The 19,028-nt window shown below is 42.0% G+C and carries 19 protein-coding genes; 15 read left to right on the top strand and 4 right to left on the bottom strand.

What is annotated here, in order from left to right; genetic code table 11:
• The first annotated feature begins 210 nt into the window (after nucleotides 1-210).
• From rpiA to JWR61_RS19705, 3 genes are all read left to right on the top strand, one after another.
• Nucleotides 211-891 (top strand): ribose-5-phosphate isomerase RpiA, encoded by a 681-nt coding sequence (gene rpiA / locus JWR61_RS19715; RefSeq protein WP_301929438.1) that lies wholly within the window; start codon nucleotides 211-213, stop codon nucleotides 889-891.
• A gap of 19 nt (nucleotides 892-910) precedes the next feature.
• Nucleotides 911-1,957, top strand: a complete 1,047-nt coding sequence (locus tag JWR61_RS19710; RefSeq protein WP_301929437.1) for an NAD(P)-dependent alcohol dehydrogenase — start codon at nucleotides 911-913, stop codon at nucleotides 1,955-1,957.
• A gap of 244 nt (nucleotides 1,958-2,201) precedes the next feature.
• On the top strand, nucleotides 2,202-2,930 hold the full coding sequence (locus JWR61_RS19705) for a murein L,D-transpeptidase family protein (RefSeq protein WP_301929436.1): 729 nt from the start codon (nucleotides 2,202-2,204) through the stop codon (nucleotides 2,928-2,930).
• Between the two features lie 106 nt (nucleotides 2,931-3,036).
• Here JWR61_RS19705 and JWR61_RS19700 read toward each other — a convergent pair whose 3' ends face one another.
• On the bottom strand, nucleotides 3,037-4,293 hold the full coding sequence (locus tag JWR61_RS19700; RefSeq protein ID WP_301929435.1) for an aspartate kinase: 1,257 nt from the start codon (nucleotides 4,291-4,293) through the stop codon (nucleotides 3,037-3,039).
• A 202-nt stretch (nucleotides 4,294-4,495) separates the two neighbouring features.
• Here JWR61_RS19700 and JWR61_RS19695 point away from each other — a divergent pair, with 202 nt between their 5' ends.
• From JWR61_RS19695 to JWR61_RS19680, 4 genes are all read left to right on the top strand, one after another.
• Nucleotides 4,496-5,257, top strand: a complete 762-nt coding sequence (locus JWR61_RS19695; RefSeq protein WP_301929434.1) for an ABC transporter ATP-binding protein — start codon at nucleotides 4,496-4,498, stop codon at nucleotides 5,255-5,257.
• A gap of 60 nt (nucleotides 5,258-5,317) precedes the next feature.
• Entirely contained in the window at nucleotides 5,318-6,124 is an 807-nt protein-coding gene (locus JWR61_RS19690; RefSeq protein WP_301929433.1) for an FKBP-type peptidyl-prolyl cis-trans isomerase, read from the top strand.
• Between the two features lies 1 nt (nucleotide 6,125).
• Nucleotides 6,126-6,650 carry a YfiT family bacillithiol transferase gene (locus JWR61_RS19685; RefSeq protein ID WP_301929432.1) on the top strand — a complete coding sequence of 175 codons (525 nt, stop codon included), beginning with the start codon at nucleotides 6,126-6,128 and terminating at the stop codon, nucleotides 6,648-6,650.
• 87 nt (nucleotides 6,651-6,737) lie between these two features.
• Nucleotides 6,738-7,283, top strand: coding sequence for an NUDIX hydrolase (locus JWR61_RS19680; protein WP_301929431.1), 546 nt, complete (start codon nucleotides 6,738-6,740; stop codon nucleotides 7,281-7,283).
• Between the two features lie 168 nt (nucleotides 7,284-7,451).
• On the opposite strand, the gene JWR61_RS19675 is transcribed toward JWR61_RS19680, so the two are convergent.
• A complete protein-coding gene (locus tag JWR61_RS19675) occupies nucleotides 7,452-8,003 on the bottom strand; it encodes a YceI family protein (RefSeq protein ID WP_301929430.1) in 552 nt (183 codons plus the stop codon).
• 151 nt (nucleotides 8,004-8,154) lie between these two features.
• Between JWR61_RS19675 and JWR61_RS19670 the strand changes: the two genes are divergently transcribed.
• The 3 genes from JWR61_RS19670 (at nucleotide 8,155) to JWR61_RS19660 (ending at nucleotide 10,012) form a co-directional block, all read left to right on the top strand.
• Nucleotides 8,155-8,907 carry a LexA family transcriptional regulator gene (locus JWR61_RS19670; RefSeq protein WP_290339231.1) on the top strand — a complete coding sequence of 251 codons (753 nt, stop codon included), beginning with the start codon at nucleotides 8,155-8,157 and terminating at the stop codon, nucleotides 8,905-8,907.
• Between the two features lie 55 nt (nucleotides 8,908-8,962).
• Entirely contained in the window at nucleotides 8,963-9,418 is a 456-nt protein-coding gene (locus JWR61_RS19665) for an SRPBCC domain-containing protein (RefSeq protein WP_301929429.1), read from the top strand.
• A 123-nt stretch (nucleotides 9,419-9,541) separates the two neighbouring features.
• Complete coding sequence (locus tag JWR61_RS19660; RefSeq protein ID WP_301929428.1) at nucleotides 9,542-10,012, top strand: single-stranded DNA-binding protein; 471 nt, start codon at nucleotides 9,542-9,544, stop codon at nucleotides 10,010-10,012.
• Between the two features lie 164 nt (nucleotides 10,013-10,176).
• On the opposite strand, the gene JWR61_RS19655 is transcribed toward JWR61_RS19660, so the two are convergent.
• Nucleotides 10,177-11,832: an amino acid permease gene (locus JWR61_RS19655; protein WP_290338843.1), complete on the bottom strand. Its 1,656-nt coding sequence runs from the start codon at nucleotides 11,830-11,832 to the stop codon at nucleotides 10,177-10,179.
• 142 nt (nucleotides 11,833-11,974) lie between these two features.
• Between JWR61_RS19655 and JWR61_RS19650 the strand changes: the two genes are divergently transcribed.
• The 4 genes from JWR61_RS19650 (at nucleotide 11,975) to JWR61_RS19635 (ending at nucleotide 16,204) form a co-directional block, all read left to right on the top strand.
• Nucleotides 11,975-13,546, top strand: a complete 1,572-nt coding sequence (locus JWR61_RS19650; RefSeq protein ID WP_301929427.1) for a dicarboxylate/amino acid:cation symporter — start codon at nucleotides 11,975-11,977, stop codon at nucleotides 13,544-13,546.
• 33 nt (nucleotides 13,547-13,579) lie between these two features.
• Nucleotides 13,580-14,263 carry a DedA family protein gene (locus JWR61_RS19645; protein ID WP_301929426.1) on the top strand — a complete coding sequence of 228 codons (684 nt, stop codon included), beginning with the start codon at nucleotides 13,580-13,582 and terminating at the stop codon, nucleotides 14,261-14,263.
• 26 nt (nucleotides 14,264-14,289) lie between these two features.
• Complete coding sequence (locus JWR61_RS19640) at nucleotides 14,290-15,525, top strand: MFS transporter (protein ID WP_301929425.1); 1,236 nt, start codon at nucleotides 14,290-14,292, stop codon at nucleotides 15,523-15,525.
• 91 nt (nucleotides 15,526-15,616) lie between these two features.
• A complete protein-coding gene (locus JWR61_RS19635) occupies nucleotides 15,617-16,204 on the top strand; it encodes a hypothetical protein (protein ID WP_301929424.1) in 588 nt (195 codons plus the stop codon).
• A gap of 157 nt (nucleotides 16,205-16,361) precedes the next feature.
• Here the strand turns inward: JWR61_RS19635 and JWR61_RS19630 are convergent, their stop codons facing one another.
• Nucleotides 16,362-18,389: a hypothetical protein gene (locus JWR61_RS19630; RefSeq protein ID WP_301929423.1), complete on the bottom strand. Its 2,028-nt coding sequence runs from the start codon at nucleotides 18,387-18,389 to the stop codon at nucleotides 16,362-16,364.
• Nucleotides 18,390-18,526: 137 nt separating this feature from the next.
• Here JWR61_RS19630 and JWR61_RS19625 point away from each other — a divergent pair, with 137 nt between their 5' ends.
• On the top strand, nucleotides 18,527-18,823 hold the full coding sequence (locus JWR61_RS19625) for an ATP-dependent Clp protease adaptor ClpS (protein WP_301929422.1): 297 nt from the start codon (nucleotides 18,527-18,529) through the stop codon (nucleotides 18,821-18,823).
• Nucleotides 18,824-19,028: the final 205 nt, after the last annotated feature.

Below are 19,028 nucleotides of genomic sequence, written 5' to 3'. Positions count from 1 at the left end.
TGTCTCCGTAAAAATTTCCTTCTGCAAGGACTTAAACATTTTAGTTACCCCGCGAATGACTTACATCCCGTTGCAAAGGTTAAATCTATACCAGTGAATGAAACTACTAACGGTGCACTTATATTTGTACTGACATTGCAATATTGAGTTAAGAATCATTCGTGTGTATAACGGCCAACATTAAATTATAATAATAAATTAAAGAGAAGCATGGATTTTAAAAAAGCTGCCGCAGTAAAAGCTGCAGGGTTGATACAGTCCGGGCAGATAATTGGTTTGGGAGCCGGGTCCACCATTGCATATATGGTAACATGGTTGGCGGAGCAGGTTCAAAATGGATTACAAATACAATTGCTCACTTCTTCTTTTACAACGCGCCAGTTGTTACTGCAGAATGGCTTTACAGTATTGCCGGCAGCAGATGTTGAAAAAATCGATTTGTATTTTGATGGTTGCGACCAGGTAGATCATAATTTGCAGGCGCTGAAAAGTGGTGGCGGCATCCACACCCGGGAAAAACTACTGGCGGCAATGGCAACCCGGTTTATTATTGCTGGCGATGATTCAAAATATGTAGACCGGTTTACGACCCAATGTCCGTTGGTAATTGAATTGTTGCCCGAAGCACTGCGCTATGTTACCGCACGCATTCAGCAATTATTTCCCGGCACAAAAACCGATCTGCGCATGGGAAATAAGAAGGATGGCGCCACCATTACAGACAATGGTAATTATCTGATGGATGTGTGGTTTGACAAATGGCCTGATTTGGAATCACTGAATTTGACCATGAAAAACATCACCGGAGTTGTGGAAACATCGTTGTTTTATAACCTGGTTACTAAAGTAATTATTGCAGGGAATGAAGGCATACAGATTATAGAAAAATAACAATATAAAAATTAAAAAGATGATACCAGTAAAAGCATATGCAGCACAAAGCGCAGCCTCTCCATTAACGCCGTTTGATTTTGAAAGAAGAGATTTAAGAGAACAGGATGTGCTGATTGAAATTTTGTTTTCAGGCGTTTGCCACAGCGACCTGCACCAGGCAAGGAATGAATGGGGCGGCTCCATGTATCCAATGGTTCCGGGACATGAAATTGTGGGAAAAGTAATTGGGGTGGGTAGTGGTGTAACCAAATTTACTGCAGGTCAAACAGCGGGGATAGGCGTAATGATAGATAGTTGCCGCGAATGTAAACCCTGTAAAAAGTACATGGAACAATATTGCGCAGAAGGAATGACAGGTACTTACAACGGTTATGAAAGAGATAAGAAAACCATTGCACAAGGTGGCTACAGTACACAAATTGTTTGTGATGAAAGATGGGTGTATCATGTGTCGGATTCGCTTGATCTGGCTGGAGTTGCTCCTTTGTTGTGCGCAGGCATTACCACCTATTCTCCTTTAAAATATGCCCATGTACAGCCGGGTGATAAAGTGGCCGTAGCCGGCCTTGGCGGACTCGGACACATGGCGGTAAAGTTTGCAGTAGCGATGGGGGCAGAAGTAACCATGTTAAGCACGTCACCTTCTAAAGAACAGGATGCCCGTAAGCTGGGGGCGCATCATTTTGTGCTGAGTTCTGATACAGAAGCAATGAAAAAACTGGAGAGCCATTTTGATGTGGTATTGGATGCAGTAAGCGGCAACCACGATTATGAAATTTATCTGAAGCTGCTGGATTTAAATGGTAAGTTACTGGTAGTAGGTTTGCCCAGCGACCAACCCAAAGTAAACACTTTTGAACTAATCAAAAATCGTCGTTGTATCATCGGCTCTATGATTGGCGGTACAGACGAGACACAGGAAATGCTCGACTTTTGCGCCGAAAAAAATATTGTGGCGGATGTAGAAGTTATACCAATGCAATACATCAACGAAGCGTATGAAAGAATGTTGAAAAATGATGTGAAATATCGGTTTGTAATTGACATGGCAAGTTTAAAGTAATAATCAGTATTATATTTTGAAGGACTTTGTAGCCGGTGGACTGTCAGGAACGTTTTAAAATGCGCAACTAAAGTGTATTCTTCAATGGAGATAAAAGCGACTTAACGCCTTACCGGCAAAACCCAAATGTTTTATTGGATGTTTAACGATGAACTTTCAATAAAATTCTTATTTTTATGTACCTGTTATATCTGATAATTATTATATAATGAAAACCCGGCTGTTAAAAATTACTTTATCGTTTTTGCTGTTAATAGCAGGAGGTAGATTGTCGGCTCAAAACAGTTTTATCAGCATATCAAAATCAACCGGCAGATTATTTGACGGTTTCAGTAAAACAGAAGACAGTTTAAAAAAACAGTTTGAACAAAAAAAATTGCAATGGCCCCCTGAAGAAGTTTATATCCGCAGTTTTAAATACGATAAGCAACTGGAAGTGTGGGTAAAAAACGCTGATAAGGAAACCTTTAAACTATTTAAAACCTACAAGGTTTGCATGCAAAGCGGATCGATGGGCCCCAAACGTTTTGAAGGAGATTACCAGGTACCGGAAGGCTTTTACTACATCAATGAATTTAATCCCAACAGCAATTATCATTTGGCACTTGGACTGAATTATCCCAACGCAAGCGACCGGATTTTAAGTGATTCCCTTAGGCCTGGCAACAATATTTATATACATGGCAATTGTGTGTCTACCGGATGTATTGCAATCAGTGATGAACCCATAGAAGAATTGTATGTGATGACCAGCCTGGCTAAAGAAAACGGGCAGGACTTTATTCCCGTGCATGTTTTTCCGGTAAAATACAGTAACAAAAAATCATTCGAATACCTTGCATTGGCCACCAAAGAAAACCAGGGACTTCAAAAATTCGCTATTAGTTTAAAAGAAGCATTTGACTATTTTGAAGAAAAAAAGAAACTGCCGGTAATCATTGTCAATAAGGCCGGGCATTATATCATTGATTGATTTTACTTCTGCACTTTGTATTCAAATTATCAGATGGTATCGTTTAAAGAATAAAAAGGCGGATGAGTTATTGCCTATTCACTATTGCTTATTCACTTCTGCGATACTACTTATCTTTCAAAAGTACCTGCAAAGTCTCTCTTGTCCGCTGGCTGAGCAATTCTGTTTTATTGGCGGTAAGTTTTGCAACAACAGCATCGGTGTAATGACGTACAGTAAGCAATACAATGTCTTTCTCCACTTGTACATCAAATAATTCACTTGCTGCAAGTGCCAGCTTTTCTATTTTTTCAGGCCAGTTATCCAGGCTGCAGTATAAGCTGATAGCGCCGTTTTGCGAAAGGTTAGGCCTGATCTTTATCTCAACAAATAAGTCATGCAGCTTGCTTACCAGCGTATCTTCCACAAACGAAAAATCTTTTGAGTTAAACTGCATCAGCACCTGGTTGCTTTTTAAAACAATTATGGGCGGAAGATTCCGCACCGGCTCGTTGCCGATGATGGTGCCGGGTAACGCTGGTTTTAAAAAACAACGTACATGCAAGGGAATACTTTTGTTTTGTAGCGGCTTGATGGTTTTTGGATGAATGACCTGGGCCCCGTAATAAGCCATTTCAATGACTTCCGTATAACTTAAGGCGGCGATGAATTGTGCATCCGGAAACAGCTTTGGGTCTGCATTCATCACTCCTTCCACATCTTTCCAGATTGTTTGACTTTCCGCGTTCAGCATGTTGGCGAAAATGGCGGCGGTATAATCGCTTCCTTCCCTGCCGAGCGTAGTACTTTCATTTTCATCGGTAGCTCCAACAAACCCCTGCGTGATGACGATGTCAGTATTCTCAAAAAGCGGTACAATGTCCTGCTGTACTTTTTGCTCAGTAAACTGCCAGTCGATGCCGGCTTCCCTGAAGTTGTCATCCGTTCTAAAAATATCCCTCACATCGACCCAGCTATTTGTTACAGCAATACTGTTTAAATAATTGCTTACAATGGCAGTGCTCAGCAACTCGCCGCAACAAACAATCTGATCGTAGTAATAATCATATTCTCTCAGTGGTTTATCGTGCAGCAACCATTCTACTTCGGTAAATAAATCGCTTAAAATATTGGTGGCTGCCGGGTTTAATTGAGCCAGCACTTTCACATGCTCTTCTTTAATTTGGTGAAACAGCTGCAGAGCCATTTCTTTATCACCGGCAAAAAAAGCTTCTGCTACTTTTTCAAGTCCATTGGTTGTTTTGCCCATGGCCGAGATAATGATTAGTAATTTTTCTCCTGAAAAAGATTGAATAATACGTGCTACGTTTTGTATCCTTTCAATGCTGTTGATGCTGGCGCCGCCAAATTTAAAAACCTTCATTTGTACTACGGGTATTGGTGAGTGAGTAATTGTTAAAATAAATTGAGTTGCAAAAGTCGCACTTCTTGCTTTGTAAACCATTATTCGGGCGCTTAAAAGTTAAAGTAAACGCCAATTCTGAGGAGCATCAGGCAATAATTGGTTTACAACAGGCCAAATTCGCTTAATTTGCAAATAATTTTTTTAGCAAACGGAGTTTTACATGCAACGCACCATTATTTCAGTTAAAAATCTGCAAAAGAGTTACGGAACTTTCGAAGCGGTAAAAGGAATCTCTTTTGACGTTTTTGAAGGCGAGATATTTGGTTTGCTGGGGCCTAATGGTGCAGGTAAATCTACCACTTTGGAAATTATTGAAACCCTGCGGGATAAAACGAGCGGGGAAGTGATAGTAGACGGGCTGAACCTGGATACGGCAGCGGATGACATCAAAAAAATAATCGGGGTACAGTTGCAAACATCGGGCTTTTACCCGGGGTTGACTTTACTGGAACTGATACAGTTATTTGCGGGATTATACAACCGGCCGGTACAACCAATGGAACTGCTGCACCTGGTAAATTTAGAAGATAAGGCAAAGAATAAATACAAGGAGTTAAGCGGTGGACAAAAGCAACGTTTTTCGATCGCTACTACGTTGATCAACCAGCCTAAAATTGTTTTTTTAGATGAGCCAACAACCGGGCTTGATCCGCAGGCAAGAAGAAGTTTATGGGAGCTGATTAAAAGCATCCGCTCAAAAGGCACCACAGTAATTATTACTACTCATTATATGGATGAAGCCGAGCAATTGTGCGACCGCATCGCCATCCTGGATGAAGGTAAAATCATAGCGCTGGCTTCGCCTGATCAGCTGATTGACGACCTGGTGGCTACAGGTTTTGAAAGACCCAGGCAAGTAAAATCCGCCAACCTGGAGGATGTATTTATTCAACTGACAGGAAAAGAAATAAGAGAAGAATAATTTTGTACCGGTTTAAAAATCAATATTCAATAAATATCAATCAACAATTAAAACAACACAATGAAGCAATTTTTTTTAGTGGCCTGTGCGGTTACAATTACAGGTATGCAGGTAAGTGCGCAATCGAAGCCAAAAACAGCTACAGCAGCAAAACCTGTAACAGCGGCAGTTAAACCAGCGGTAAGCGCATTAAAAAGTTCAACTGATTCTTTCAGCTATGCACTGGGTATGAACGTAGCCAACAATTTAAAACAACAGGGCATTGACCAAATAACATACGCTGCTATGGAAAAAGCCATGGAAGATGTTTTTAAAAAGAGAACCGCAGCACTGAATGATCAGCAGGCCAATATGTGTATCCAGCAAAAATTGCAGACCAATGCAGCTAAAAAAAGTGGGGCTGAAAAAGCAAAAGCAACTGCCTTTCTGGAAGCCAATAAAAAGCGCGCTGGTGTAATTACTTTGCCAAGCGGATTACAATATGAAGTATTGAAGAAAGGGGATGCGACTTCAGCAACACCTAAAGCAGTAGATACAGTGGTAGCAAATTATGCAGGTACATTAATTGACGGAAAAGAGTTTGATAACTCATACAAAAGAGGGGAACCATTAACTATCCCTGTAGGCGGTGTGATCAGGGGCTGGACAGAAATTTTGCAGTTAATGCACATCGGCGATAAGTTCAAAGTATTTATTCCAAGTGAATTGGGTTATGGCGAAAGAGGCGCTGGCGCTGATATTCCCGGCGGTGCTGCCTTAATTTTTGAAATGGAATTACTGGGTATTAAACCAGCGGCAGCTGCAACAGCAACACCGGCTCCGGCTCCGGCTCCATCCACCCCCGATACAACAAAGCCACAAAACTAATATGGAAGAGTTAAAGTATCCCATTGGTAAATATCAGCCACAACCCTTTTCTGCAAAGCAGCTGGAGCAGTGGATCATTGATATTAAATACCTGCCGAACCAGTTGGAAAATGCGGTCATCAACCTGGATGAACACCAGCTGGAAACACCTTACCGCCCTGACGGCTGGACGGTGAAGCAACTGGTACATCACGTGGCCGACAGCCATATGAATGCCTACATCCGTTTTAAACTGGGGCTTACAGAAAATAACCCCACAATAAAGCCATACGATGAAGGCGCATGGGCATTGTTAAACGACAGCAAAGCCATTCCAATTAATGTATCGCTCACATTATTGTTTGCGCTGCACACAAGATGGGTGGCGGTGCTGGAAAATATTAAAGAAGACGAGTGGAACAAAACCGTGTTTCATCCCGAACAAAAAAAAGAAATTACCTTATGGCACTTGCTGGGTATGTATGCATGGCACAGCCGGCATCATACAGCACATATCACTGCCTTAAGGCAAAGAATGAATTGGTAATTGTATCCGTTTAAAAACAGTAAGATGGCAACGCTTTGGCTTGCTGCAATGCTTGTTTTTAAACGGATTTATTTTTAAAGCAACAATATGCACTGGAAAATACTTTCTACCGAATACCTTTCGAACCATCCTTATTTTACAGCCCGTAAAGACGTGTGCGAAATGCCCGATGGCACATTGGTACCATCTTATTTTGTGGTAGAATTGCCGCCCACTGTTTGTGCGATGGCCATGACAGAAGAGGGAGAAGTAATTCTTGTAAAACAGTATCGTCACCCGGTTGGTGAAGTGCTTACCGAAATACCCGGCGGCTTTGCAGATGAAGGTGAAGATGCAGCAACAGCCATTGCAAGGGAACTGCTGGAAGAAACAGGCTACGAGTTTACCCAGATAGATGAGGTAGGAAAAGTAGCAGGCAACCCCGGTGTGTTAAGCGGCTATACACATTTGTTTTTGGCCACGGGCGGAAAAAAAGTCAACGCACAAAGTTTGGATGCCCACGAACAAATCGACATCCATCTCGTACCGGTAGAGGAGGTGAGAAGCATGTTACAACGCAACGAGTTCTCACAGGCCCTGCACGTAAGCTGCATGTTATATGCATTTCAAAAGTTAGATAGCAAAGAGAAATAAATCCGGCTACAAAATAATTGGTCCGGGCAGGGAAGCATTGTGGGGCATTGTTGCATCGCCCTCTTGTACTGTATCTTCCTAAGCAGCTGCGGTGTGCGGTGCCACTTTTTTCAATTAGTTGAACGCCTTTTCCGTTTCAGGTTGTATGAATCAGCCATTCTAAAAAGCTCAATTCTTTTTAGCAAAAACATCCAGAGACACCTGCAAATTATCTGCCAGCACTATACTGTTGCCACCAACGCCAAAGTTACGCCGGTTAATAGTAAATGACCCCGAAAAGCGATACCCGTTGTTTTGCACCCCTGCAGTAAACGGAAACGAAATTTGTTTTGTTACACCTTTGATGGAGAGGTTACCAGTCACCAAAAACTTACCTGCCGCATCCTTGTTTATACTCGTTGAAGTAAAATTGATCAAAGGATATTTTGCAACATCAAAATAGTCTTCTTTTCGCAGATGTTTGTCTCTTGTATTATTGTCTGTATTAACAGAGGCGGCGTCAACACTTACCACAAAACTGGCGGATGTTATATTACCTGCATCAAATTGTATTTTTCCTTTCAGCCCTGCAAAATGACCAACAGTAGGCAGTCCAAAGTTTTTAATAGAGAATTTTATGGATGATTCTGCATCAACAGGCAAAAAAATCTGTGCGCTGCTTTGAATACAAAGGAAGAACGCAATTAAAACAACAGCTGTTTTTTGCATGGCTGATTTCATAAACGCATGGCTTTAGCAATGATAACAATAACCAAGAGATTAAGTTGCCTGAAAGATGGCTTAATATAATTGCACACCCGCTTCACCTAAAAAATAAATTTTGCAAAGCTAAATATATTAGTATATTTGTGCTAATCAAATTAGTTGCATTATGTCACAAGCAGGACAAAATCTGAAGTATCTCCGCAAATTGCGTGGCTGGACACAGGAAGAATTTGCAGTAAAATTAGGTATCAAGCGGTCTTTAATCGGTGCTTACGAAGAAGAGCGGGCCGACCCCCGTTTGGAAGTACTGGAAATTGTATGCGATATTTTTAAGCTTACGTTGGACGAATTATTGCTTAAGGATTTGAGCAACACTGCCAGTACTTACCTTGCCAAACGAAGGCAGCAAAAAATGCTGACAGCCGAAAGAAACATCATTCATTTTGTGCCTGTAAAGGCTGCTGCCGGTTACCTGGCCGGATATGCAGACAGTGAATTTATTGATGAGTTGAACACGTTTACATTACCCATGCTTGCCGGCGGTAACTACAGGGCCTTTGAAATTATTGGAGACAGTATGTTACCCACCCCAAGTGGCAGTATTATTGTAGGTGAAAAGGTAGATTTTAATGAAGACGTGAAAAGTGACCAGGCCTACATTGTTATAAGCCGGCACGAAGGAATTGTATATAAAAGAGTGGTAAAAAATAATAAGCTCAAAAATAAATTCACACTGGTAAGTGACAATCCGCAATACCAGCCCTACCAGGTAAATGTAGAAGACGTGGTAGAACTGTGGCAGGCGCAAATGGTCATCAGCAAAGTAAGTGCGCAACAGCGCTGGGACATGAACTCTTTGGCAAGTATGGTAAATAATTTGCAGAGCCAGGTAAGCACGCTAAAGAAAAAGCTGAACTAAAAAATACTTTTCGGCCTTTTTGTTCATTTCCTGGTCATGCATTATAAAAAGTTCAATGGAAAACCTAGTTGTAAAAAATAATATTATCATCAATGCACCTGCGGCGGCGGTTTGGGATGCATTAATAAACCCGGAGCAAACAAAAAAATATATGTTTGGTTGCAAAACGGTGTCCGACTGGAAAGTAGGCAGTCCATTATTATGGAGCGCCATGTATGAAGGAAAGGAAACAGTTTTTGTAAAAGGTACCATCGTTGATATTGTACAACAAAAATTGCTGAAGTATACCGTCATAGATCCGAATGCAACCATGGCCGATATTCCTGAAAATTATTTGAACGTGACATATGAATTGTCCGGCCCAGATGGTGAAGTAAATTTAACGGTAACACAGGATGGTTTTGAAGGAGCTGCCGATGGAGAAAAAAGATACCAGGACGTATATAATAATGGCGACGGCTGGAACCCGATACTGGTGCAAATAAAAGCCGTTGCAGAATCAGGAGCCTGAAATCAATCACTATAACAGGTAATTTTTGTTAGTAAAAAGCCTATAACTAAATAAGTTTTTAAAAGTACATTTTCATAATTTTCACATTCAGATACATCGGTTAAACATTTAAAACACACAATTATGATCAAGTTACAAATCGTAGGCAATTTAGGTAAAGATTGCATCGTAAAAGAGGTAAACGGACAAAACGTAATCAATTTCAGCGTAGCCCATACAGAGCGTTACAAGGACAGGCAGGGCAATCAAAAAGAAAGAACTACCTGGGTAGAATGTGCTTATTGGACGGATAAAACTGCCGTGGCACAATACCTTACAAAAGGCAAAACAGTATATGCGGAAGGGGCGCCGGAAGCGGAAGCTTACATGAACAAGGACAACCAGGCTGCCGCAACATTGCGTATGCGGGTACAAAATATTCAATTGTTAGGCGGAAGTGGTGTAGATGCTCCTGCTCACCAGCAATCAGGTGGCAGCAGCAATTATAATCAGGGTAATCAAAGCAATTCCTCTTACACGCCTGCCAGTAACAATCCTATGTCTTCCGCAGCGGCGAGTGTGGCTTCAGACGCAGCAGATGATCTTCCCTTTTAATTTTACAGAAAATTTATAAAAAAGCGCCGCAGGTTTGCGGCGCTTTTTGTTTTACATAAAAAGAAATTATTGCTGCGCGGGTAAGGACCTGGTAACGGGGAATGATTAAAAAAATAAAGCCCCGGATATCCGGGGCTTTATTGTTGATTAACAATATTTATTTTTTATACTTCGGCAGATGTTTTCACCTGCGATAATTTGAGTCCAAAAATGATGAAATGAATTACAGCAATTACAGTAGAAATCATGAAGAGATTATCGTCGCTTCCTGCATCCAGCGAGCTTTTATGAATATAGGCTATGACCACCAAACCCAAGCTCAGCAGCAGACCTACTTTGCTCACAATTGATACACCTTTGCGGTTAAATACACCAGGACCAAGCAGGCTGTATTTAACACCATAAAAAAGGTATACATCCAAACCAATTAACATCCAAACAATTAAACGTATCCATGTATCGGTAGGCAAAAATACCATCATAAACAGGCAGGTAAAAACGCCCAATATCGGAATAACCGGTACCCAGGGTGTTTTAAAAGCACGGGGAAGATCTGGTTGCGCTTTTCTTAAAACCACCACACCAATGCAAACCAATATAAAGGCAAATAGCGTTCCTATACTGGTCATTTCTCCCACCACCCGTGCAGGAACAAATGCAGCAAAAAGGCTTACCACGAACATAAATAATAAATTATTTTTTGAAGGTGTGCGGTATTTTGGATGAACCTCACTGAATACTTTTGGAAGCAATCCATCTTTACTCATGCTGTAAAATACGCGGCTTTGTCCCATCAGCATCACCAAAATAACGGAAGCATATCCGCCGAGAATGGCAATGATAATGGCTTTGTTTAACCAGGGATAGTCAGGGTGAATAACACCAGCAGCATCCGCTTTACCCATATGTTCAATAGCAACTGCTACCGGGGCAATACCATCCTGTCCGCGGAAAGTAGTATAACTGGTAACACCCGTCATAACATGTGCAAACAAAATATACAATACAGTACAAATAGCCAGTGATCCCAGGATACCGATCGGCATATCCTTTTTGGGATTTTTTGCTTCCTGGGCTGCAGTGCTAACGGCATCAAAGCCTATGTAAGCAAAAAATACAATGGCTGCTGCACGTATGATGCCGCTAAATCCAAATTCACCAAACTTGCCTGTGTTTTCTGGAATGTAAGGATGGTAGTTGGCGGTGTTGATGTAGCCATATCCCAAGACAATAAAAATAAGTACTACCAATACTTTTACGCCTACAATAACTGCATTCACCTTCGCAGATTCTGAAGTTCCTTTTATCAGCAACAAACTCATGCACACCACGATAAACACAGCAGGTAAATTGATAATTCCACCATCCCATGGTCCTACGGTATAGGAAGGATCTAAATGCAGGCCAAAGGATTCCAAAAATTTAACAAGATACCTGCTCCAGCTTATGCTTACGGTCGCCGCACCAACTGCATATTCAAGCACAAGGTCCCAGCCAATAATCCATGCAATAAATTCGCCCATTGTAGCGTATGAATAAGTGTATGCACTACCTGCAACAGGTATCATAGAAGCAAATTCAGCATAACACAACCCGGCAAATGCACACCCTAATGCTGCCACGATAAATGAAATCGTAATTGCAGGACCTGCCTGGTTAGCCGCCGCACCACCAGTAATAGAAAATAATCCTGCACCAATGATTGCTCCAATACCCAACGCAATCAACGAACGGGATCCCAGTGTCTTTTTTAATCCATGTTCGGTATCCGTCGCCTCTGCCATTAATACACTCATTGGCTTCTTTACAAATAAACTCATATATCTGTTTTGGTTTGGTTTTAAAATAATGATTAGGCAAAATAATCAAAAATAGCTTACCAGCAGTGGCAATTAATCATTTTTACTCACTGGCAGCCCATAACAAGCATTAAATACTATATTGCAATTCTATTTTTTAAGTATGGAAATAAAACCCGCAGGGCGCAGTAAACTCACTTTATACATTGGTATTGCATTGTTAGCCGGCATCGCGGCAGGGTTTATTCTTAATAAAAATTATGTTGGTATCGAAAATGCCAGCATTTCCAATGCTGACATTCAGTTGGCACATATTGATAATGCCATGCTGCCTTTCGAAACCATTAAGGATACCACGGCTGCCAATGCGCTGCTGGTTGTACAAAAAAAGTTACAGTCGCAAAAAAAGGAAGCCGAAAAAAGTTTGCTGAGTACGCCTGATGAAACGCAGTCACTGGCCGAAATAAAAATACTCTCAGATTCCATTCAGCAATTACAGGTAAGATTAGCGGCACTTACAGACACGGCTTCGGCAGGTTATAAAACATTGCAAAAGCAACGGGATATCATCGCGGTACAAAAAAATAACAGTATCAAATCAAGAGACGGCAAGCTTGACTGGTTTACTATTTTGGCAGATATCTTTTTACGCCTCATAAAAATGATCGTCGCACCACTGGTATTTACAACCCTTGTGGTAGGTGTTGCTAAATTAGGCGACATAAAAGCCGTTGGCCGAATTGGCGGTAAAACACTGCTTTGGTTTATCAGCGCTTCCCTGTTGAGTTTGTTGCTCGGCATGTTACTGGTAAATTTATTTGAGCCTGGAAATGCGATGCATCTGCCACTTCCCGACAGCCATGTTTCAACCGGTATTGATAAAGCTGCGTTGACATTGAAAGATTTTTTCTACCACGTTTTTCCAGCCAGCGTAATTGATGCAATGGCTAAAAATGAAATTTTACAAATTGTGGTATTTGCCCTGTTTTTTGGCGTTGCTGCGGCCGCTTTGGGTGAGATTACAAAACCGGTCATCCATGCACTGGATGCCATCGCCCATATCATTTTAAAAGTAACCGGCTATGTAATGGGTTTTGCGCCTGTTGCCGTGTTTGGTGCCATGACGGCCATTATCGCAAAGCAGGGAATTGGAATTCTAAAAACTTATTCCATTTTTATCGGGGAGTTTTATTTTGGGTTGCTGATGTTGTGGATATTGTTGATACTAATTGGCTCCCTGTTTATAAAAAAACGGGTTTTCACTTTAATCAAAAGAATGAAAGAGCCCATCTTGCTGGCCTTTAGTACCTCCAGCAGTGAAGCTGCTTTTCCAAAGACAATGCTGGAGCTGGAACGCTTTGGCTGCAAGGATAAAATTGTAAGCTTTGTATTGCCGCTGGGTTATTCTTTTAACCTGGATGGCAGCATGATGTATATGACTTTTGCATCATTATTTATTGCACAAAGTTATGGCATGCACATGCCGCTGGGTACGCAACTCACCATGCTGCTGGTACTGATGCTTACCAGCAAAGGAATTGCCGGTGTGCCAAGGGCATCGCTTGTGGTAATTGCAGGTACACTGGCAACATTTAATATACCTGAAGCAGGCATTGCATTATTGCTGGGCATAGATCCTTTGCTGGATATGGGCCGCAGCGCTACGAATGTGGTAGGCAACAGCATTGCTACCGCAGTAGTAAGTAAGTGGGAAGGCGAACTTGAACATAAATAATTACAGCTATTTTTACATCCAGATATATTTTTTATGCTTGATTTAATTTTACTTGATTTTCACTGGACACAATTATTGCAACCGCAATGGTACATCGAAAATGGAGGCCTTTGGTTTATTGTGTTTGCTGTTTTTGCCGAAACGGGTTTGTTTGCCGGCTTTTTTTTACCCGGCGATTCGCTGCTTTTTGTGACCGGTATTTTTAGTAATGACCTGGTACAAAAAGGGTTGGGTATCAGCTTCGGCGGTTCGTTTGTCAACCTGGTTGTATTGGGCATTGTAATTTCTCTTGCAGGCATCCTCGGCAACTATGCCGGTTACTGGTTTGGCAGAAAAAGCGGACCATTTTTATTTGAACGCAAAGACACTTTTCTATTCAAGAAAAAATATTTATTACAGGCCAAAGAATTTTACGATAAGCATGGCGGCGGGGCAATTGTCATGGCAAGGTTTATACCAATCGTTAGAACATTTGCGCCGATCGTAGCAGGCATTGTAGGCATGGATAGTAAAAAATTTACCTGGTACAATATTGTTGGATGTGTGGCCTGGGTTTTCTCTATGTTGTTCGCCGGCCACTACCTGCAGCAGCTTTTTTTAAGAGCATTTCATTTTGACTTAACCAAGCACCTGGAAGTAATTGTAATAGGCATTGTGCTGATTACAACAGCGCCGGTGTTTATTAAAATATTCACCGAAAAAAAGAAGAAAAAATAAGCTGCCTGTTCTAACTGATTTGACATATGCAAAAAACTACTTCTTCTATTTTTACAATTGCCGTATTGGTTGCAGCCCTCGGCTATTTTGTTGACATCTACGATTTGCTGCTGTTTAATATTGTACGAGTAGACAGCCTCACAGATATGGGACTTTCAGCCGCCCAGGTAAAAACTGAGGGCGAATTTATCATCAGCATACAAATGATGGGGCTGTTAATCGGTGGCATTATCTGGGGCGTTATGGGAGATAAAAAAGGCCGCTTGAGCGTACTGTTCGGTTCTATTGTTTTGTATTCTCTGGCCAATATTGCCAATGGTTTTGTACATACTTCTGACCAATATGCACTCACCCGTTTTATAGCTGGCATTGGCCTGGCCGGCGAATTGGGTGCCGGTATAACATTGGTAACAGAGTTGGTACATAAAGATAAGCGGGGGCTAAGTACTTCACTTGTAGCCGGCATCGGCTTGATGGGGGCAGTGGCTGCATTTTTTGTTTCACAGAATTTTAGCTGGCGCATGTGCTATTTCATCGGCGGAGGTTTAGGTTTTTGTTTACTGATACTGCGCATCACCGTTTTTGAAAGTGGCATGTTTACACAGACAAAAAAATCCGGTGTCAGCCGCGGCAACTTCTTCATGTTTTTTACAGATGCCCGGCGTTTTAAAAAATATATCTGCGCTATTTTAATTGGGTTGCCTACCTGGTACGTAATTGGTGTACTAGTGGCTTTTTCCAATAATTTTGCGAGGGAATTTGGCATCACAGAAACTGTGAAGCCAAAGGTTTCTACCATGTTTGCGTACCTGTGTATTTCGATTGCAGACTTGCTGATTGGTTTTGTAAGTCAATCGCTTAAAAGCCGAAAAAAAGCATTGTATATTTTTTATATTCTCACTATCATCTCAATTGTATTTTTCTTTAACCAGCAAAATGGCACCGCTGCGGGCATGTATGTTATATGCGCTGCTCTTGGCTTTGGTACTGGATTCTGGGCTATTTTTGTTACCATGGCTGCCGAACAGTTTGGTACTAATTTACGGGCCACTGCCGCTACTACAGCACCGAATATGGTAAGGGGCGCAGTGCCGCTGATATTTTTAATTTTTAACTGGCTGCAAACCGTATTCTCTTCCATGCCACATCCATATGTTACAGCGGGATGGGTTACGGGCGCCATTGTGATGTCTGTTGCCATCGTAGCAGCTTATTTTACAGAAGAAACTTTTGGCAAGGATTTGAATTATGTGGAGCAATAATTGCCGGCCTTCGCTGTTAATATAATTGTAATTCTGCATGGCAGCATTTAAACACTGTACTATTTGACTGTATTTTCGTTTATCAACTTATATGAAAAAATATTTCGCTCTTCCGCTGATCACCTTTCTTTTTTCATTTGCTGCAGCTGCGCAAAAATTACAGGTAGATGTGCAGTATGTCATCACCGATGCTTCGGCTGACAAGCCCGTTATTTTTTATACACCAGATCGTAGACTGAGCTGGGATGATTTTAAAGGCAAGCCTGTGTCAGCAAGTGAAGCGGCCGCCATTACCAATGCAGGCTTTGGTTTTAAAATGATGTTTAAATCAGAAAACAATGTGGCCACACTGCACTTAACCGTGGATTGCACTTTTTCGGTAAGTGACAGCTGGGTAAAACACAACCGCAAAACGCCCTATATTTTAAATCACGAACAGCACCATTTTGATTTAGCCTACCTGTACGCCATGCAGTTTGTACACAACTTAAGAGCGGCGAAGTATACCATGAACGACTACACCAAAGTGCTTGATAAAATTTACAATCAATGCCAGGCTGACTTAACAGCCGCCCAGAATGCCTATGATGCTGAAACAAAAAACAGTCAGCTGGCGGATAAACAGGAATTATGGGATAAAAAAATTGATGCCCGGATGACGGCTTATTTAAAGCAGTAATATTGCTGCCGTATTATTTGGCTGCTGCTATCAATCAGTATTTCCGCCGCGGAAACCAAAGCCCCATTAATATATTTTTGTACAAGTGTGCGACGCCAATGAAGTACCACAAAGCTTCTTAGCCCGGATAAAAAAATTACATAGCGATACAGAAAGATTATTTCAAATGCGCAGCAGTGCGAAACCCCGGCGCTCTTACAAAATCCTGCGGGTATTTTTTTATATAGCGCCACAGAATGCCTAGAAATTGCGGGTAATCTTTTAAATGAATGCCACGGCTTTTTACCGCCACCAAAAATGCCAGGCCAAAACTTACAGCAAAATTTAAAAACCCAATACCCATCACACCAATGAAAGTGTACCATATTTCTTTGGCTGTCACCTGGTGATCCAGACCAAAAAAGCCGATGGCAGAGTTGGCTGCCGAAATAGTAATGTGGCGGATATCGAAGGGGATACCAAATGTTTTTCCTATAAAGCCGGCCATTCCCAAAAAGAAACCAAGCGAAATATTGCCCATCAGCGAACCGAGGTTGTTCTCTACATAATGCACAATTTTATACCGCCGTTTTTCGCCAAAACTATTTTTAAAAGAAGCCAGGTTGCGCAGGCGTTCGGCGATTCTTCCGTACACCACATAATTTTCCACATACCCTGCAATTAAACCGCTGGCAAATAAAAAGAAACCGGTAAAGCAGGCATACAGCCAGGCCAAGCTATGCAAAGGTTGCTGCTGCTCCAGCAACTGGTGCGCTGCTGTGCCTTCGGCAATTTTTACACCGGTGGCCTGGAAAAATAGCCACGCTAAAAGATAGGTAAGCGGAAATACAACAATGAGGTTTCCGGTAAAGGATGCCAGCTGCGTGCGGCTTACCTTACCAATTGTAATGGCCAGGTTTCTAAGGTCGGGTTGCTCACCAATTTTTTGTGCGTCAAACGAACTCGCCACATTATTGGCGGTATAGGCGGGCTGTTTGGTAGCCAGCGTTGAACCCGTATCCTGTATTAAAATAAAGCCCAGTGAATAGTTGGTGCTGTACAAAAAGCCATGCCAGAAGGGGGCCATGGTAATTTTTGAGAGCAGGTTTTTTATAACACCGATAAAAGAAATAATAATACCGCCGCCGGCAGCGCTTTTAAACATGCGCCAGAAATCTTTTCGGGTGGTGGTAATAAATTTTTCGCCGGTTCGGCCACCATGTTCGGCAATCTGGTAAGCAAGGTAACCTGTGTTTTCACTCAAAAATTCGCGGATAGAATTCTTGCGGCTTTCGTTGTGTACAACCGTTTTAAAATAGGCAACAAACCGTTCTGTATTGAAGGAATTATCCATGTCCAGCACGTCCAGTATGATGAATAACCTGTCAACCTGCTGCTGCAAGCGGGTAATGATAAAGGTTTGCGCCAGGCTCGTGCCGTAAGCTATCCGCTGCTCTCTTATCCACTGAATGGTTTGATTGCAATTGTGCAGGGCCTCTGTAATATTGGCGAGTAAAAGCCGTTGCGTGTCCAGGCTGGCAGCGCTGTTTTGCAGGTGCAGGTATTCATTCACCAGCCGGGTTTGTTCTAAAAAAGGGAAAATAGCATTTTCAATATTTTCATATCGTTGCGTAATTTCTTTTTCAAGGCCCAGGGTGGTGATACGGTGACTCAATATTTGTAAGGAACGCTGCAGCTGGCTTATCAGCGCAGGTTCCGTCATGTTGATCTGTATGCCCAGTATCTCAAAAAACTGTATCCATAAATCATTGTCAATGCCGTCTACCCATATATGATCTCTTTTTTTATAAAATATACGGTTGATGACATACAGGAAATTATCGGGTGTTTGCAATTCGGGCAATATCTTATGCAAAATTTTCCCCCTGAGTTCCTGCACGAAACCCCTGCTGCTTACAATGCCGCTTTCAGTTAATGCATTTACAATATTTGTTTTTAGAAACTGCGTCAGCAGGGCTTTGCGCATGGAAAAGAGCGAACTCCTGTCCTGGCTCATCTGGTATAACAATGCCTTAAAACGCAGGGTAGCTTGTTCAATGTCTTTGGCGCTGTCGGGGCGGATGGTGTCAATCAGCTCAACCAAAAAATCGAGGCTGCGGTTGGCGGAATGCAAGGGCAACACAATCGCCTGCTGCTTTTCTGCCTTTGGCAATGCCTCCTTGTTTTTTTTTGATGACCGCAGCATAGTTGGTTTATAAGGGTGAAGGATTAATAACGCCAGATACTCCTTCTTCTATACATCCATGACAAAATAACTGTGGATTATGTTGCACCGCATTCATACCCGTTTTCAAAATTTCAGCTTATTTTTGCAGTGAAAGCATGACAACTACAAATAACCATACTAAATTTAAAGAAGAGGTGGACGTACTCACCGAACTGGATGCCTACCATAGCCTGGTGGTATGGAACGATGAAGTAAATAGTTTCGACTGGGTAATAGAAACCCTTGTAGACATTTGCGGCCATTCGCCCGAACAGGCCGAGCAGTGCGCTATCATCATCGACAGCAAAGGAAAATATGCGGTTAAAGACGGTAGTTACGACTACCTGAAACCAATGTGTGACGCCATTACAGAACGCGGCATCGGTGCTACGATTGAAGTGATTGCAGGGTAGCCCCCTTCCCCTGAAGGGGAGTTATTTGAAGCCCCGACTTCCTGTCAAAGAGTATACATCAACAAATCATTAACTTTACTGGTCCGGGCTAAGAGCGCTGCTGAACATCGTTGCATCGCCCTCTTTTACCGCATACCATTGGGCAACTTTAACCGAAGCGTACCGGCTGAAACAATTTTATTTTACCAGCGGGAGTTCGATTGGA

It is taken from the genome of Ferruginibacter sp. (assembly GCF_028288465.1).
Classification (GTDB): Bacteria; Bacteroidota; Bacteroidia; order Chitinophagales; family Chitinophagaceae; genus Ferruginibacter.
Note: the sequence above shows the minus strand (reverse complement) of the source record. Positions and strands in the feature narration are given on the sequence as shown.